This is a genomic window from Faecalicatena contorta (genome assembly GCF_021531995.1).
GTDB classification, from domain to species: domain Bacteria; phylum Bacillota; class Clostridia; order Lachnospirales; family Lachnospiraceae; genus Dorea_A; species Dorea_A contorta_A.
Map to the genome: position 1 here is coordinate 1 of NZ_JAFBIZ010000061.1, position 17,464 is coordinate 17,464.

Consider the following 17,464-nt stretch of genomic DNA (forward strand, 5'->3'; position numbering starts at 1 on the left):
CTTTTACAGTATTAAAAAATAGTGTATAATAGAAAAAACGTGTTTTGAGAGTAAAAACAGAAGAATTAAAAGGGGTATATTACAGAATGAAAGTCCCAAAGAAAGAAAAAAACTGGATCATACTTTTACTCTGTCTTTGTATCTTGTTTCTGGCAGCTTTGACAGGAATCAGCGGATTTCTGGAACACCGGCTGGAAATTCGTGGAACAACAAAGACGAATGAGACTACATATCAGAAACATATAGCCATGATCAATGAGGATTCTACGGAGGAATTCTGGCTTTCCATCTACGAAAGCGCCAGAGAAGAGGGGAAAAAGCATGGTCTCTATATTGAAAATTTTGGTGAGAGGCTTGTGGAAGATTATACAACGGAAGAACTACTGGAGATGGCTGTTGCTGCAAAGGTGGACGGTATCATATTGAATGCCGATGGAGGAGATGCTCTGCAGGATAAGATCAAAAAGGCTGCTAAGGCGGGAATACCGGTTATGACGATTCTTTCCGATGTGGCAGACAGTGACAGAATCAGTTTTGTCAGTGGAAGTGATTTTGCAACAGGTGAACTGTACGGAAATGAGATCATAGATGAAGTAGAGAAAAAATGGATGAAAGAAGGAAGAACGATCAGAGTATCTGTGCTGGTGGATTCCAATTCGGATCGGGCAACACCGAATCTGATCTATTCTGGAATCCACGAAACGACAGCTCCTGTCAGCGACAGAATGGAGCTGTCAGCGACGGTTATTGATAATTCAGGTAAATTTGAATCGGAAGAGACGGTACGTAACCTGATTCTCAATGCGGATGCACCGGATATTCTTGTGTGTCTTGGAGCAGTTGATACGATCAGTGCATACCAGAGTGTCGTGGATTATAATCGTGTGGGTCAGACCTCTGTTATCGGATATTATTCTTCAGAAGATACACTGGAAGGGATTCAGAAAGGAATTATCAAGTCCAGTGTACTGATCAATGCACAGGAGCTTGGACAGACAGCTGCGCAGGGAATGAGTGAATATCTGGAAAAAGATTATGTGAATGAATATCTTACGGTTACACCGACGCTGATTACGGAAGATAATGTAAAAGACTATATGGAAAAGGAAGAATGATAGTGATATGAAGAAAAAAAAATCCATACGCACGAAGCTTCTGGAAGTGTTTCTGGTCATTATGGTTCTGGTCTTTGTGCTGAATATTTATTTGTCCTACAACCAGAGTAAAGCAGTTCGTCAGATTGACAGCGTATATAATAATAACATCCAGTTAAATGATCTGTCGAATACATTAGAGGGAATGCAGTCGGCGCTTTATCAGTATCTGAATACAAAGAGCTCGGATCAGCTGGAGTCATTTTATTCCTATGAACAGGATTATAATAATATGATACAGCAGTTGAATCATCAGACAATGGATGATGACAACAAATTAATGGAAAAAAATATCTATAATATGTCACTTACTTACCTGGAGCGTGCGGACAGTACGATAGAAGCCAAAAGAGGGCGTAATGTCAGCAAATATAATGATGATTACGGAGAGGCAAAAAAGCTCTATGATTATATCCAGTCCTGTATTAACAGTCTTAACACATCTGTTTTTCTGGAAAGTTCCAATAACTATTCACTGCTGCGGACGTCGCTGACTTATCTGACAGGTATCAGTATGTTTCTGCTTCTGGCGGCGCTTATGATTGCATTTGCATGGATTCTTGTTATGACACGAAATATTACAAAGCCTCTGATTCAGCTGGCAGATGTTGCAAATGAAATTGCACGGGGGAATATGGAAGTAGACTTTCCGATCGTTGAGACCGGAGATGAGATTACGACAGTTGCAAAAGCCTGTAATAAGATGATAGACAGTATTCGTGTATATATCCAGAAAACCAAAGAAAATTATGAGCGTGAAAGTAAGCTGATCGAAAATGAACTTATTATGAAAAATGAACTGAAGGAAGCGCAGCTGAAGTATCTGCAGGCGCAGATCAATCCTCATTTTCTGTTTAACAGTCTGAATGCCGGAGCACAGCTTGCCATGATGGAGGGTGCGGAAAAGGCATGTCTCTTTATCGAGAATATGGCGGATTTCTTTCGATATAATGTACGAAAGATTGATAAAGATACAACTCTGAGAGAAGAATTAAAGCTGGTAGATAATTATGTATATATTCTGAACGTAAGATTTTCCGGAGATATTCATTACAGGAAAAAGATTGATGAAAGACTTCTGGATACACTGATGCCGAGTATGATCATCCAGCCTTTGATTGAAAATGCAGTGAATCACGGGATCCGTGAACTGGATACAGAAGGATGCATCGAGCTTACCGTATATAATAACAATGAAAATGTCTGTATTACCGTTGCAGATAATGGTGTGGGAATTGAGCCGGAAATTGCGGAAAAGATTCTTCGTGGAGAAAGTGCTCACAGTAACAGTGGAAGAGATTCCGCGGGGATCGGAATGGATAACGTTATCAACCGGCTTCGCAGATATTATAATATGGAGCATGTTATGGATATCAGAAGAAGAGAAAGTAGTGGTACGGAAGTAATCTTATATCTGCAAAAAGCAGGGGGAGGAAATAAAAATGATACGGATATTGATCTGTGATGATGAAGGTATAGTTCAGGAATCACTGAAGTTTATGATTCGGAAAAGCTTTGGCGATAAATGTGAGATTGAATCTGCGAAAAACGGAAGAATCGCGATTGAACTGTCAGAATCTTTTCATCCGGATATTGTACTTATGGATATTCAGATGCCGGGAATCAATGGAATTGAAGCGATGAAGGAGATCCGTAAAGAGAATAAGAACACTGTCTTTATTGTTCTGACAGCATACGATAAGTTTGAATACTCTCAGAAGTCCATTGATATTGGAGTGCTGTCTTACCTGACAAAACCAATCAACCGTGATGTGCTCATAGAGACGCTTCGCAAGGCTATGAAGCTGATTAGAGAGAGAAAGGAAAAAGTAAAAAATGATCTGGAGATCAAAGAAAAGCTGGAAGTCGTCATACCGATGATTGAAAATGGTTTTGTGTACAGCGTACTTTTTGATGGGCAGAACAGCGAGAACAGTCAGAATTACCGGGAACTTCTGGATATTGAGTCGGATTATGGATATGTACTTGTGATTGAGTGTGGAGATGAACTTCATAAAGGGGTTCTTTCGAATACACTGGGGGCAGGGATTCGTCTGCAGAAGCATTATATGGTTTTGCGGGAGATGTTAAAGGAGACAACCGGGGGTATTGTTGGAGATCTGGTATCCAATAAAATTATCGTACTGGTACCGTGCGATCGGGAAAATGAAGATTATAATGAGAGAGTTGCTAAGATTGACGGTATTCGGAGTATGCTCAGAAAACTGGAGCAGCAGCTTGACTTGAAGTTTAAGGCAGGAATTGGTTCTGTAAAATCATGGAAAGAGATCCATGAATCTTACCGGGAAGCGCTGGATACGGAGAGACAGGGAGTCGGAAAGGTTACGCACGCACAGGATCTTCCGGTGAGCTGTGTTTATGAAGATACATATCCGGTAAAGCTGGAAAAAGAATTATTTGCAGCAGTTGAGGAAGGGAACCAGGAAGAGACCAGAGAGCGAAGCAAAGAGTTTGCCATGTGGATGGTGAGCCAGTCGACAGATTTGTCGGGTGTAGTTCGATTAAAAGCCATGGAGTTTGTGCTGTGGGCGGAACATATTGCCTATATGCAGGGTGGCATGTTATATCGTTTCCGGGATCGTGAGGGATATCTGGAAACACTGCTTTCCTTTCAGTCCTATGAGGAGCTGACCAGCTGGTTTGTTCGGAAGATGGTAGATGCGAGCAGGCATATTGCCATGAAACAGCAGGAAAAGACGAGCAGCGTGGTAGAACGTGCGAAGGGATACATAACTTCGCATTTTTCGGAAGAACTGTCGCTTGATGAGATGGCAAAAGAACTGGGGATCAGTCCCTACTATCTCAGCAAACTATTCAAAGAGACAGTAGGCGTGAATTATATTGATTATCTGACCAACCTCCGGATACGGTATGCAAAAGAACAGTTGAGCAACAGTGACAAGAGTATCAAAGAGATCTGCCATGAGTCCGGATATGGAGATCCGAACTACTTTAGTCGTATATTTAAAAAATGGACGGGTGTTACACCTACAGAATATCGGGAAGGAAGAATTTCATGAAAAAGAGATGTATTGCAGTTGTGATGTGCCTGGTATTGATTTCAGCTCTTTGCATTTCCTGTGGTCAGAAGAAAACACAGGAGATGGCGGACGAAAATACAGAGGATCAGGAACTGAAGATTGGAATTACGTTTGATACATTTGTATTGGAAAGATGGATTCGGGACAGAGATGTATTTGTATCTACGGCAGAGAAGCTCGGAGCAACAGTGAATGTTCAGAATGCAAACGGGGACGTGGAAAAACAAAAAGTACAGATTGAGAAATTTATCGAAGATGAGATGGATGTTATTGTCATTGTTGCGGTGGATTGCTATCAGCTTACCGAGGAGGTGACAAAGGCCAGAAATGCCGGAATTGATGTGATATCTTATGACCGTATGATACAGGGCTGTTCTACAGATCTTTATATTACAGTCGATAACGAGGCGGTCGGAGAACTGATGGCTCAGACAATGATCGATCGTTTGCCGGAAGGGGGGAATGTGGTCATGCTCTGTGGTCCACAGGCTGATACGAACTCACTGGATGTTGTAGATGGATTTAAAAATGGAATTCAGGACAGTAATCTGACGGTAGTCAAAGAGATCTATGTAAAATCATGGACTCCGGAGAATGGATTTGCTGCAGCAAATGAAGCACTTCTGGATGCAGAAGATGTAGATGCTGTAATGTGTGGCAATGATGGACTTGCAGGATATGCGATCAAGGCATTGAGTGAGAAGCAGCTTGCCGGAAAAGTGGTGGTAGTCGGACAGGATGCGGATCTGGAGGCGTGTCAGAGAGTTGTGGAAGGAACACAGACTATGACGGTATATAAACCGATTGAAAGACTGGCAAAGGTTGCCGCACAATGTGCAGTGAAGATGGCAAAAGGGGAAACTGTCGTCGGGGAGGAAGTAGGAAGAACTGCTACAAAACGGACGATGGATGGCTATGAAGTCCCTTACTGGGCGCTTCCGCCAATTGCAGTGACGGATGAAAACATGGATGACATTATCATAGATCTTGGTTTCCATCTGAGAGATGAAGTATATCTGAATGTTGAAGAATAGATAAGAACAGTAAAAAATAGCATTTTTTTGAAAGGGAGGCAGCACAAAAATGTGCTACCTTTTCTTTTTTTAGAAAGTATCTTTATTAATTTGTGCGAGTCTTTGCAAACATGTCCTGTCTGAATGTTGTTATATTTAATGTAACAAATAAAACAAATGGAGGAACGGATTATGAAAACAAGATTCAAAAAACTGGTTTCCATCGGACTGATTGCAGTAATGGCAATGTCACTGGCTGCATGTTCTGATGGATCTGGAAGCTCTTCAAGTTCAAGCGAAGAAAAGACAACAGAGGATGGAAGCGGAAAGATTGGTGTAGCAATGCCTACAAAAGATCTTCAGCGCTGGAATCAGGACGGCGAGAACATGAAGAAACAGCTTGAAGAAGCTGGATACGAAGTTGACTTACAGTATGCAAGCAACGATGTAGCAACACAGGTTTCCCAGATTGAAAATATGATCTCCGGAGGATGTGATGCACTGGTTATCGCTTCTATCGATGGTGAGTCTCTTGGAACACCACTGAAGACAGCTGAAGAAGAAGGAATCCCGGTTATCTCTTATGACCGTCTGATTATGAACTCTACAGCAGTTTCTTACTATGCAACATTCGATAACTACCTGGTAGGTCAGAAACAGGGCGAGTATATTGTTGAAGCTCTGGATCTTGACAATGCAGAAGGTCCATTCAATATGGAAATCTTCACAGGTGATCCTGGTGACAACAATGTTAACTTCTTCTACGGCGGAGCTATGGATGTTCTTCAGCCATACATCGACGCAGGCAAGTTAGTAGTTCAGTCCGGACAGATTGCAAAAGAAGAAGTTGCAACAGCTGACTGGTCAACAGAAAAAGCTCAGGCAAGAATGGATGCAATCCTTGCTTCTAACTATGCAGACAAGAACCTTGATGTTGTTCTTTGCTCTAACGATTCTACAGCACTTGGTGTTGAGAACTCTCTGGAAGCAAACTACAATGGCGAATGGCCAATCATCACTGGTCAGGACTGTGACAAACCAAACGTAAAGAACCTGGTTGCCGGAAAACAGTCTATGTCAGTATTCAAAGATACACGTAAACTTGCAGAGCAGACAGTTAAGATGGTAGACGCTATCATGAGAGGCGAAGAAGCTGAGACGAATGATAACGAGACATATGACAACGGAACAGGTGTCATTCCTTCTTACCTTTGCGATCCTACAGTAGTGACAATCGACAACTACGAAGAGATGCTGCTTGATTCTGGATATTATACAGAAGCTGATATCAAATAATTTGGCAAAAAGCAAACATGAATGGGCAGGTGGGCACATTGTCCGCCTGCATTTTTTAAGGAAAGTGAGGGATACTATTGGCTAAGATTTTATTGGAAATGAAAAATATAACCAAGACTTTCCCCGGTGTAAAAGCGCTTGATAACGTGAATCTGAAAGTGGAAGAGGGCGAAATTCACGCGCTCGTCGGTGAAAATGGAGCGGGCAAGTCCACTCTGATGAATGTATTAAGTGGTATATATGCGTACGGAACATATGAGGGCGATATCATATATAACGGAGAAGTTTGTAAATTCCATAATATTAAAGACAGTGAAGGAAAAGGAATCGTTATCATTCATCAGGAACTGGCGCTGGTTCCTGAGATGACGATCGGCGAAAATATGTATCTTGGTAATGAGCAGGGGAAAAAGTTTGCCATTGACTGGAGTAAAACATACGGAGAAGCGGATAAGTATCTGAAACAGGTAGGATTACAGGAGTCTTCCCGTACTTTGATCAAAGACATTGGTGTCGGCAAGCAGCAGCTTGTTGAAATTGCAAAAGCGCTTGCAAAAAATGCAAAACTTTTGATATTGGATGAGCCTACTTCTTCTCTGAATGAGTCGGATTCTCAGGCACTTCTGGATCTGATGCTGGAATTCAAGAAGCAGGGCATGACTTCAATTATTATCTCTCATAAACTGAATGAGGTTGCTTATGTAGCTGATAAAATTACCGTAATTCGTGATGGCTCAACAATTGAGACGCTCGATAAGACCAAAGACACATTTACTGAGGACAGAATCATTAAGGGAATGGTTGGCCGTGAACTTACAGACCGTTTCCCCAAACGGGAGAAGAAAAATATTGGAGATATTGCGTTAGAAGTAAAGAACTGGACTGTACATCATCAGGTATATTCGGACCGTAAGGTTGTAGATAATGTATCGATGTATGTCAGAAAAGGGGAAGTACTTGGTATCTCAGGACTGATGGGAGCCGGACGTACAGAGCTTGCCATGAGTATTTTTGGAAAAAGCTATGGCAATGATATATCCGGTGAATTGTATATTGATGGAAAAGAAGTAAAATTGCACTCCGTACAGGATGCGATTGAACATAAAATTGCATACGTTACAGAAGACAGAAAAGGAAATGGTCTGATTCTGAGTAACCCGATTCGTGTGAATACGACACTTGCCAATCTGGCAGGTGTAAGCAGTCACGGTGTCATTGATAAAGATAAAGAAATAGCAGTAGCAGAGGAATACAGACAAAAACTCAGGACAAAATGTCCGAGTGTTGAGCAGAATGTGGGAAATTTAAGTGGTGGTAACCAGCAGAAAGTTCTTCTCGCAAAATGGATGTTTGCCGAGCCGGATGTTCTGATATTGGATGAACCTACCAGAGGTATTGACGTTGGTGCAAAATATGAGATTTATTGTATTATCAACGAATTGGTAGCGGCAGGAAAATCCGTGATTATGATCTCTTCTGAACTCCCGGAGGTTCTGGGAATGTCAGACCGTATTTATATCATGAATGAAGGTCGTATTGTCGGAGAATTGAGCAGCGAAGAGGCAACACAGGAATTGATCATGTCACATATTTTGAAATCAAGCAAAGGAGAGTAAATTATGAAGAGTGTAAATATTTCAACATTTTTAAAAAAGTACACAATGGTAATTGTGCTGGTTGTTGTTACTTTGTTCTTCACCTGGAAGACAGGCGGAAGAATGTTACTTCCACAGAATGTGAATAACCTGATTTCCCAGAATGCATACGTATTCATTCTTGCAACCGGTATGCTGTTATGTATCCTGACAGGTGGTAACATCGACCTGAGTGTAGGTTCTGTTGTTTGTTTTGTAGGTGCTGTCGGTGCTACATTCATGGTTAACAAGGGTGTCAATGTATATGCAACCATGATTCTTATGCTTGCTGCCGGACTTTTGATCGGAGTATGGCAGGGCTTCTGGATCGCATATCGGAGAATACCACCATTTATCGTAACACTGGCAGGTATGCTGATGTTCCGTGGACTTTCCAATATCGTTCTGGATGGATTCACGATTGCACCAATGCCGGATAATTATCTGGCAATGTTCAATATGTATATTATGGACTTCTTCCATGGTGATGGACTGAATATCACCTGTCTTCTGTTTGGAATTATTGCAGCACTGATTTTTGTCGGGGTTACTTTTAAGGGCAGAGCTTCCAAAGTGAAGAAAGGTTATGCAGTAGGACCTATGAGCAGTGAGATCATCAAGTGCGCCGTTATCAGTATCGTAATCATTGCGTTTGCATGGAAACTGGCACAGTATAAGGGTGTTCCGAATATCCTGATCTGGATCGTTGTCATTGTACTGATCTATGGTTATATTACATCCAAGACAACCATCGGACGTCATCTGTATGCAATTGGTGGAAATGAAAAAGCAGCACAGCTTTCCGGTATCAATACAAACAGAGTATATTTCTTTGCATATGCAAACATGGGACTTTTGTCCGCAGTTGCCGCTATGGTTGTTATTGCACGTTTGAATTCGGCAAACCCGACAGCAGGTGACGGATATGAGATGGATGCCATCGGTTCCTGTTTCATTGGTGGAGCATCTGCATACGGTGGAAGCGGAACCATTCCGGGAGTTATCATTGGTGCTACTTTGATGGGCGTTATCAACCTTGGTATGTCCATCATGGGTGTAGATGCCAACTGGCAGAAAGTAGTAAAAGGTATTGTATTACTTGCGGCTGTAATCTTTGACGTAGAATCTAAGAAAAAAGCAAAATAAAGTCTCAGTATCACATATAATGTACATCAAGCCACTTCAGGTGAAGCGAAACAGCGGATACCTGAGTGGCTTTTTTGATGAAAAGAATGAATAACTTTGAGTATGTAATCTGAAAAAAATATATATAGATAAAAACGATTAATAGATAATATATATTGGTTGAATCGATTAGACGCTGCCAGAGGAGAATGATAGAATATATCAGACAGAGGACGCTGCTGCTTTACCGGTGGTAAGAAGCAATCATGCAGCGGTTGGAGGAAAGAACTGGAATGACTGAGGAATGTATTCACTGTGGTGCGTGTACAAGACATTGTGCATTTTTAGACAAATATCAGATGGACATAGGAGATGAAACGCAGGTTGAAAAACTTGCTTATCATTGTTTTTTATGTGGGAAGTGTGAGTCAGTATGCCCTGTGGGAATTAATGGAAAAGAGAGATTTCTTGAAAAGAGAAGAGAAAAGACGAGGAACAATAATGGGAAGATCACGGAAGACGGATATGAGATGTTGATTAAGGAGAAACAGAATTATCTATTTCGCAATTATAGAAATGTAACTTCCGGGAGGGTATTGTTTCCGGGATGTAATTTTCCGTCATTTTATCCACAGACGACAAAGAAACTTGCTGCATTGTTGAAAAAAGAAGCCGGAATCGGGACAGTATATGACTGCTGCGGAAAACCAATAGCGGAACTGGGACTTGAAGATCAGGAAAAGAAGATTATACAGAGGATTAATCAGGGGTTTAGGGATGCTGGTGTGACCGAGGTAATCATGATCTGTCCAAACTGTTACTATTTTCTGAAGGACAGAATTGACATTAAGGTGACAGGAATCTACGAGCTTCTCGGGGAACTCGGTATTGGAAAAAAGATAAAAACAAAAGAGATTCATCTCTTTACTCCATGTCCGGATAAAGAGATACGGTTGTGGCAAAAGCATATGAAGCCATATCTGCCGGAAAAAGTGCACGTGATCATGGATATTCAGTGCTGCGGTCTTGGGGGATGTGCAAGAGCAAAGGAGCCGGAGATATCCAGAGGATTTACAGACTCTTTGAAACAGGCAGGTTATGATTCTATCTATACCTATTGTGGTTCCTGTGCAGGGAAGTTTGTCAGGGATCAGATGAAGGGCGTGCACCACATTCTTGCGGATATTCTGGAGACGGGTGAAGAACCGGATGTGGCAAAATCTATGGTAAACCGGGCGATGAGCAGATTTTGGTAGGAAATGATAAGGGGAACGGAATTAGATTTCGGATCGGAAAAGTGAGGAAAATATGATTAGTGTATTGATGTGTACCTATAACAGAGAACGTTTTTTGGAGCGTGCGATCAACAGTGTGCTGGGACAGACATATAAGGATATTGAGTTTATAATTGTGGATGATGGATCGACGGATCGTTCAGAAGAGATTATAAAGTCATGCACGGATTCCAGGATCCAATATGTGAAGATGAAAAGAAATTCTTTCTATTGCTATGCTGCAAACTGTGGTCTTACATATTGCAGGGGAGAATATGTGGCTTTTATGAACAGTGATGATGTATGGTTGCCGGATAAGCTGGAAAAGCAGTTGGAATTTATGGAAGAAAATACACAATACGGTGCATGCTTTACAGCAGTCAGTCTGATGGATGATGAAGAACAGGATGTGTCGAATAAAAGCGAGGATCTTTGGAATCTGTTTGCAAGGCAGCATGATTCACAGAAGGAATGGATGAGGTCTCTGTTTTATGATGGAAATTCTCTGTGCCACCCTTCTGCAATGGTCAGAAAATCAGTACTGGATAAAGTTGGTGGATTTAATGTCATGTATCGCCAACTTGCAGATTATGATCTTTGGCTGCGTATATTGATAGATACCCCGATCCATGTATTGCCGGAACAACTGATCCGATTTCGATGGGGTGAAAAAACTCAAGATCAGGTAAGCAGTGCAACAGAGGAGCATCGGATACGTACTTCCAATGAGCAGGTATTGATCAGCAGGAATCTGATTGATGCAATGTCGGATGAAAAGTTTCGGGAGTTTTTTGGAGAAGATTTTCAAAATCCATCCTCTTCTTCTCATCTGGAAATTGAACTTGAAAAATGTTTGTTGATGATTATGGCGAAGGGATGGACGGCGTATCTAAGGACGTCAGGACTTGACAGGCTGGAGAAAGTACTGCGGGATCCCGATGCGTTTGATGTATTGCAGGAGCATTTTCATATCCATATATTTGATGTTTATAACTGGGATAAAGAGCATCTGTATGTCAGTGAACTGGAATATCAGTCCTGGCAGGCGCTTTTTGCACATTATCAAAGAGAGACACAGAATGAAAAAGATAAGGTAAACCGGCTTGAGAGAAAGATTGAGGAGTTTGAATCTTCTAAAAGCTGGAAGATGACGGCGCCGTTGCGAAGGGGGATGGGAATCATACGGAGGATTGCAAAACAAAAATAGAAATATACGGCGCTTCCTGCTCTGATGTGTTATAATAACTGATAAGAATGTCTTCTGCCTACAGGCGGCAGGCAGGATGAGTGGCAGGAGGAAAGATCAGATGACAGAGAAAGAATTAAAAAAGTTGAGTCGGATAGATCTGCTTGAGATGCTTTTGGAGCAGAGTAAAGAAGTAGAACGGTTAAATGCGGAGCTGAAAGAGGCACAGAAAAAACTGGAAGACAGAAGTATACAGCTGGATGAAGCCGGATCGATTGCTGAGGCGGCACTGCGATTAAATGGGATCTTTGATATCGCACAGATTGCCGCGGATCAGTATCTGGACAATCTTCAGACATTGAGCGGAAGAACGGATGAGATCTGTGATCGGAAGCGGGAAAAGTGTGAGCAGGAGATCCGGGAGAAAAGAGAAGCCACAGAAAGAGAATGTGAAGAATTGAAGCAGAAGGCAGAACGCTTCTACCAGGAAAAGGTAAAAGAAGCAGAACTTAAATCCGATGAGATGATAAAGGATGCGGAAATGAAAGTGGAGGCCAGATGGAATATGCTCTCAGAACAACTGGAGACTTTCTACAAGGCACATCAGGGACTCAGGGAGATGCTGTCATTTTCTGTAAATGGAGATGAGACGAATGAAGCGTAAGATCGGCAATGTATTGATGGCAGTGGGAACGCTTCTGATACTAGCAGCTCTGTGTCTGACAATATATAATATCTGGGAGTCCAGAAAGGCAGATCAGAATTCTTTGGAGATTCTTGCAAAACTGGAAGATGAGACTGAAAATGAGGATGAAGATCAGGATCAGGATATTCCGCCTTATCAATTGTATCCGGACATGGAAATGCCGGTTTATGAAGTAGATGGAATAGCTTATATCGGGGTGCTTGAGATTCCGGTTCTGGGATTAAAACTTCCGGTTGCTTCTGAATGGAGTTATCCGAATCTCAGAAGCTCCCCGTGTCGGTATCAGGGATCTGCATATCAGGATAACATGATTATTGCAGGACATAATTATAACAGGCATTTCGGCCGACTGAAAGATCTCGGGATCGGAGATGAGATCCGTTTTACGGATGCGGAAGGGAATATATTCAATTATCTGGTTGAGGATCTGGAATCCATTCCCGGAACAGCAGTGGAAGATATGGAAGCCGGGGAATGGGATATGACACTTTTTACATGTACATACGGCGGAAAGAGCCGTGTTACAATAAGATGCAGGAGAATCGAATGATAGGATTTCGATTCTCCTGCTTTTTACTTTTCGGAATTAACCGGTATGGGATGACAGGATTTATTTACAGGCTTTCAGGATTGCTTTCAGATATTCCCAGGTTCGTTCAGTAGAAGCAATGTCCATCCGTTCTTTTACAGAGTGTACATCCGGAAGATCAGGTCCAAAGGAGACGATATCGAGATCGGATTTTTTGCCGAAAAGAATACCACATTCCAGTCCGCTGTGCGTAGTCTCAACGGTAGGGTCACATCCGAATATATCCTTATAGATATCAATCATCATTGGACGAAGAGAAGAATCTTCATAATATTCCCATGCAGGATATTCGCCGGTCAGTTCGTAAGAAGCGCCAACCAGTTCGCACCACATGCTCATAATCTTCTTCATCTCTTCCAGTTTACTCTTCATGGAGCTTCTTACCTGAAATCTGACTCTTACAGTATCGTCACTGGTCTCAACGATTCCGGTGTTCAGAGAAGTTTCGACAGCCCCTGGGAAAGAGCGGTCATAGCACTGTACACCGTTCGGAGCTCCATACAGATATGTAATGACGTGAGAAGTCGATTCCGTATCAAATGCTTTGGTTGATTCTGATTTTCCGGCAGCAGCAGTCAGTGAAAAGTCTGGTTCGGAACCAAGAAATTCAGCAAAAAGAGTATCCTTAAGTGTACATATATCCTTCAGGATTGCATCTGCCTGTTCAGAATCTGCAACAATAACTGCCTCGTTATTCTGCGCAATAACATTGGCAGCTGTACCGCCGTTAATATTAACCAGATTAAAATCATAGGTTTCTGATAAAGTGTTCAGAATACGCCCCATGAGCTTGTTGGCATTTCCACGCTGTTTCTGAATCTCAGCTCCGGAATGTCCCCCCTGAAGTCCGCCGAGAGAGATCGTGATGAGAGTGCCTTCTTCGTCGCTCCACTCTATCGGAATATAAGTATCATAGATAAATCCTCCGGCACAGCCTACCGTCAGAACGCCTTCAATCTCAGAGTCAATGTTCAGACACTTGCGTCCCTTGATATCTGACAGATCGATCGCTTTTGCACCACCCATTCCGATCTCTTCATCAATAGTAAACAGTGCTTCGATCGGTGGATGCGGAATATCTGTACTTGCAAGAATTGCCATGGCATATGCGATCGCGATTCCATCGTCGCCGCCAAGCGTTGTGTTTCTGGCTCCGATCTTTCCATCCTCAACGAAAAGGTCGAGAGGATCATTCTCAAAATCATGGTCACTGTCAGGAGTCTTGACATTTACCATGTCCAGATGTCCCTGTAAGATGACCGGTTCGCTGTTTTCATAGCCTTCAGTTCCCGGCTTTTTAATAATTACGTTGTTCACTTCGTCCTGAACATATTCCAGATTATGCGCTTTGGCGAATTCCACACAGAAATCACTGGCTTTTTTCGTGTAAAATGTTCCCCTTGGCACTTTGCTCAGTTCTTCAAAGTAATATAATACTTCTTTTGGCTCAATGTTTGATAATACTCCCATTGTGGTAACCTCCCGTAAAATTACTATAAATCTATTTTTATTGTAGCACCTTCTTGCGGTTTTTGCCATGTTATTTGCAAGATATCTGTGATATAATATTAACAGTCTGGCAGGAAATAGGACGCTGTGATATGATAGTAAAAAATGAGAGGAAAGGCAGAATATAGATGGAAAAACAGGAAGGTTGTCAGGAAAAGAAGCATAAGCGCAGAATTCATTACTCCGGAACTCATCCAAAGAGTTATAGAGAAAAATATAAAGAACATCAGCCGGAAAAATATGCGGATACAATATCTAAAGTAATCCAGAAAGGCGGAACACCTGCAGGGATGCATATTTCAATCTTAGTGCAGGAGATTCTGGATTTTCTGCAGATCCGGCCGGGACAGCAGGGACTGGACGCGACGCTCGGTTATGGCGGTCATACACTGGAGATGTTAAAATGTCTGGAAGGACAGGGGCATATCTATGCGCTGGATGTGGATCCGATTGAATCGGCAAAGACAAAAAAGCGTCTGCAGGAAAAAGGATACGGACCGGAGATTCTGACAGTGAGGCTGGAAAATTTTGCCAATATTGATAAGGTGGCAGAAGAAGCAGGTAAATTTGATTTTGTACTGGCAGATCTTGGGGTATCTTCCATGCAGATTGATAATCCGGAACGAGGATTTACCTATAAAGCGGAAGGACCGCTGGATCTGCGTATGAATCCGGAGAAAGGAATCAGTGCAGCGGAGAGGATCCGGGATATTTCACAGGAAGAATTGATGGGGATGTTGATTGAGAACTCTGATGAACCTTATGCGGAGGAAATATCCAAAGAAGTGGTAACAAGGATCCGAAGAGGGGAGAAGATCGAGACAACAACTGCTTTGCATCAGGCGATTGAAGATGCGCTGGGTTTTCTGCCGGTATCTGACCGGAAGGAAGCGGTCAAAAAATCCAGTGCAAGGACATTTCAGGCACTTCGAATTGATGTGAACAATGAGTTTGAAGTGTTATATGAATTTCTTGATAAGCTTCCGGATGTGCTGGCTCCGGGAGGAAGAGCCGCGATTCTGACATTTCATTCGGGTGAAGACCGCCTGGTAAAAAAGTCGTTTAAGCAGCTGAAAAAAGCCGGGATCTATTCTGAGATTGCAGATGAGGTGATCCGTCCTTCAAAAGAAGAGTGTATCCGCAACAGCCGGGCAAAATCAACGAAGATGCGCTGGGCGATCCGGGCAGAAGAGTAGCGAAAGGTGAAGGGAAGAATAAGATGGCAGGTACGACAGAAAAATGTAAGATTGCCGGAAAATGCGGTGGATGCCAGTTTCAGGGAATGCCATATAAAGAGCAGTTGAAACGGAAGCAGAAACAGGAAGAAAATCTTCTTGGAAGATTTGTAAAGGTAAGTCCGATTCTTGGAATGGAGCATCCGTATTACTATCGGAATAAAGTTCATGCGGTGTTTGATCGTGACCGAAAAGGAAATATCATCTCCGGAACATACCGGGAGGGTACCCATCAGGTGGTTGCCGTTGAGGACTGCCTGATTGAAGATGAAAAGAGTCAGAAAATTATACGGACAATACGGGGAATGCTCAGATCATTTAAGATCAAAACTTATGATGAAGATACGGGTTACGGACTTTTAAGGCATGTTTTGGTTCGAAGAGGCTATACGACAGGGGAGATTATGGTAGTTCTGGTTCTGGGATCACCGATTCTTCCATCTAAGAATAATTTTGTAAAAGCACTTCGCAAGGAACATCCGGAGATTACAACGGTTGTGCTGAATGTCAATGACAGAAAGACCAGCATGGTTCTGGGAGACAGAGAAAAAGCGATCTACGGTCCGGGATTTATCCGGGATCAATTGTGCGGCTGTTCTTTTCGAATCTCGCCAAAGTCATTTTACCAGGTAAATCCGGTACAGACAGAAGTGCTATATCAGACGGCTATCCAATATGCTGATCTTTGCGGAAAAGAGACGGTGATCGAAGCAGACTGCGGAATCGGGACGATTGGGTTGATTGCGTCAAAGTATGCGAAACGGGTAATCGGAGTAGAACTGAATCCGGATGCAGTCAAAGATGCAAAGATAAATGCAAAAGAAAACAAGATCACGAATGCAGAATTTTATCAGGGAGATGCAGGGCAATTCATGGTGAAAATGGCTGCAAACAAAGAGAAGGCGGACGTGGTGTTCATGGATCCACCCCGTGCGGGAAGTGATGAAAGATTTCTGTCATCTGTTGTAAAGCTGGCGCCGAAAAAAGTCGTGTACGTATCCTGCAATCCGGAGACACTCGCAAGAGATCTGAAATACTTGATAAAGCATAAATACGCAGTGGAGAAAATACAGCCGGTGGATATGTTCCCGTTTTGTGATCATGTGGAAACAGTCTGCCTTCTGTCGAGAAAAGCCCAATAAATCAAAAGTTTTCGCCATTTTTGGAATAAAATTGATGTGTATTTCTGTGTCCGTAGAGTGATGCTATAATCGGAGATTTACCCCAGGGAATAGGCTTTGGGGAACGAGATAAATATATTTTGGAGAAAGGATACTTTTTTGCAAAAGTGAAGATGTTAGGAGGAGAGCAATGGAAAACAACGGAACATGTTTTGTGTGTGGAGCTAAAGCATATATGCAACATTCCTTGGACCCGGTCAAATATTTTTATTCATGTCCAATTTGTGGCAGATATGAGTATTATGTGAAATTTGCAGAATTAACAGAGTTCAATTGGTAAAAATGTTTTAGTTGCCATGAAATTTGGAGATGATACAAAAAAACTCAGAGAAATGATACGCCAAGGTAAAATGTCAGCTGGCTATGTAGTATAAAACTAAAGTTCAGGGGAATATTGAAGCAGTGGGGGGTTTTGATACTCTGCTGAATAAAAGGCTTCTGCCGGAAGGTATCACTTTTGCGAAAATGTATGATACCTTCCGGCAGAAGCCTTTTTATAT

At 42.2% G+C, this 17,464-nt stretch carries 14 protein-coding genes; 13 read left to right on the forward strand and 1 reads right to left on the reverse strand.

The features are described from left to right. The first annotated feature begins 86 nt into the window (after window positions 1-86). From JQM82_RS09275 to JQM82_RS09325, 11 genes are all read left to right on the forward strand, one after another. The gene (locus JQM82_RS09275; protein WP_235249872.1) at window positions 87-1,115 is read left to right on the forward strand and encodes a sugar ABC transporter substrate-binding protein; all 1,029 of its coding nucleotides are present in this window, start codon (window positions 87-89) and stop codon (window positions 1,113-1,115) included. A gap of 7 nt (window positions 1,116-1,122) precedes the next feature. Next, a complete protein-coding gene (locus JQM82_RS09280) occupies window positions 1,123-2,619 on the forward strand; it encodes a sensor histidine kinase (RefSeq protein WP_235249874.1) in 1,497 nt (498 codons plus the stop codon). After that, entirely contained in the window at window positions 2,597-4,195 is a 1,599-nt protein-coding gene (locus tag JQM82_RS09285; RefSeq protein WP_235249875.1) for a response regulator, read from the forward strand. Before JQM82_RS09280 ends, JQM82_RS09285 begins: the two co-directional genes overlap by 23 nt. Further along, a complete protein-coding gene (locus tag JQM82_RS09290) occupies window positions 4,192-5,250 on the forward strand; it encodes a sugar ABC transporter substrate-binding protein (protein WP_235249876.1) in 1,059 nt (352 codons plus the stop codon). Before JQM82_RS09285 ends, JQM82_RS09290 begins: the two co-directional genes overlap by 4 nt. Before the next feature lie 171 nt (window positions 5,251-5,421). Beyond that, window positions 5,422-6,525, forward strand: a complete 1,104-nt coding sequence (chvE, locus tag JQM82_RS09295; RefSeq protein ID WP_235249878.1) for a multiple monosaccharide ABC transporter substrate-binding protein — start codon at window positions 5,422-5,424, stop codon at window positions 6,523-6,525. Window positions 6,526-6,602: 77 nt separating this feature from the next. Continuing rightward, entirely contained in the window at window positions 6,603-8,141 is a 1,539-nt protein-coding gene (gene mmsA, locus JQM82_RS09300; protein WP_235249879.1) for a multiple monosaccharide ABC transporter ATP-binding protein, read from the forward strand. Continuing rightward, complete coding sequence (mmsB, locus tag JQM82_RS09305; protein WP_235249892.1) at window positions 8,142-9,305, forward strand: multiple monosaccharide ABC transporter permease; 1,164 nt, start codon at window positions 8,142-8,144, stop codon at window positions 9,303-9,305. It abuts the gene before it with no gap. Window positions 9,306-9,577: 272 nt separating this feature from the next. Next, entirely contained in the window at window positions 9,578-10,540 is a 963-nt protein-coding gene (locus tag JQM82_RS09310) for a (Fe-S)-binding protein (protein WP_235249881.1), read from the forward strand. A 52-nt stretch (window positions 10,541-10,592) separates the two neighbouring features. Beyond that, window positions 10,593-11,765: a glycosyltransferase gene (locus JQM82_RS09315; RefSeq protein ID WP_235249884.1), complete on the forward strand. Its 1,173-nt coding sequence runs from the start codon at window positions 10,593-10,595 to the stop codon at window positions 11,763-11,765. A gap of 100 nt (window positions 11,766-11,865) precedes the next feature. After that, window positions 11,866-12,408, forward strand: a complete 543-nt coding sequence (locus tag JQM82_RS09320; RefSeq protein ID WP_235249885.1) for a hypothetical protein — start codon at window positions 11,866-11,868, stop codon at window positions 12,406-12,408. After that, window positions 12,398-13,000: a sortase gene (locus tag JQM82_RS09325; RefSeq protein WP_235249886.1), complete on the forward strand. Its 603-nt coding sequence runs from the start codon at window positions 12,398-12,400 to the stop codon at window positions 12,998-13,000. Before JQM82_RS09320 ends, JQM82_RS09325 begins: the two co-directional genes overlap by 11 nt. 60 nt (window positions 13,001-13,060) lie before the next feature. On the opposite strand, the gene JQM82_RS09330 is transcribed toward JQM82_RS09325, so the two are convergent. Next, the gene (locus JQM82_RS09330; protein ID WP_235249887.1) at window positions 13,061-14,509 is read right to left on the reverse strand and encodes an aminoacyl-histidine dipeptidase; all 1,449 of its coding nucleotides are present in this window, start codon (window positions 14,507-14,509) and stop codon (window positions 13,061-13,063) included. 167 nt (window positions 14,510-14,676) lie between these two features. Here JQM82_RS09330 and rsmH point away from each other — a divergent pair, with 167 nt between their 5' ends. After that, window positions 14,677-15,744: a 16S rRNA (cytosine(1402)-N(4))-methyltransferase RsmH gene (gene rsmH / locus JQM82_RS09335; protein ID WP_235249889.1), complete on the forward strand. Its 1,068-nt coding sequence runs from the start codon at window positions 14,677-14,679 to the stop codon at window positions 15,742-15,744. A 23-nt stretch (window positions 15,745-15,767) separates the two neighbouring features. Continuing rightward, window positions 15,768-16,925, forward strand: a complete 1,158-nt coding sequence (rlmD, locus tag JQM82_RS09340; protein ID WP_235249890.1) for a 23S rRNA (uracil(1939)-C(5))-methyltransferase RlmD — start codon at window positions 15,768-15,770, stop codon at window positions 16,923-16,925. The last annotated feature ends 539 nt before the right edge of the window (window positions 16,926-17,464 follow it).

Excerpts from the sequence above, each read along its gene's own strand:
- JQM82_RS09275 (WP_235249872.1), top strand. The coding sequence starts at position 87 with ATGAAAGTCCCAAAGAAAGAAAAAAACTGGATCATACTTTTACTCTGT.
- JQM82_RS09280 (WP_235249874.1), top strand. The coding sequence starts at position 1,123 with ATGAAGAAAAAAAAATCCATACGCACGAAGCTTCTGGAAGTGTTTCTG.
- JQM82_RS09285 (WP_235249875.1), top strand. The coding sequence starts at position 2,597 with ATGATACGGATATTGATCTGTGATGATGAAGGTATAGTTCAGGAATCA.
- JQM82_RS09290 (WP_235249876.1), top strand. The coding sequence starts at position 4,192 with ATGAAAAAGAGATGTATTGCAGTTGTGATGTGCCTGGTATTGATTTCA.
- chvE (WP_235249878.1), top strand. The coding sequence starts at position 5,422 with ATGAAAACAAGATTCAAAAAACTGGTTTCCATCGGACTGATTGCAGTA.
- JQM82_RS09310 (WP_235249881.1), top strand. The coding sequence starts at position 9,578 with ATGACTGAGGAATGTATTCACTGTGGTGCGTGTACAAGACATTGTGCA.
- JQM82_RS09315 (WP_235249884.1), top strand. The coding sequence starts at position 10,593 with ATGATTAGTGTATTGATGTGTACCTATAACAGAGAACGTTTTTTGGAG.
- JQM82_RS09320 (WP_235249885.1), top strand. The coding sequence starts at position 11,866 with ATGACAGAGAAAGAATTAAAAAAGTTGAGTCGGATAGATCTGCTTGAG.
- JQM82_RS09325 (WP_235249886.1), top strand. The coding sequence starts at position 12,398 with ATGAAGCGTAAGATCGGCAATGTATTGATGGCAGTGGGAACGCTTCTG.
- JQM82_RS09330 (WP_235249887.1), bottom strand. The coding sequence starts at position 14,509 with ATGGGAGTATTATCAAACATTGAGCCAAAAGAAGTATTATATTACTTT.
- rsmH (WP_235249889.1), top strand. The coding sequence starts at position 14,677 with ATGGAAAAACAGGAAGGTTGTCAGGAAAAGAAGCATAAGCGCAGAATT.
- rlmD (WP_235249890.1), top strand. The coding sequence starts at position 15,768 with ATGGCAGGTACGACAGAAAAATGTAAGATTGCCGGAAAATGCGGTGGA.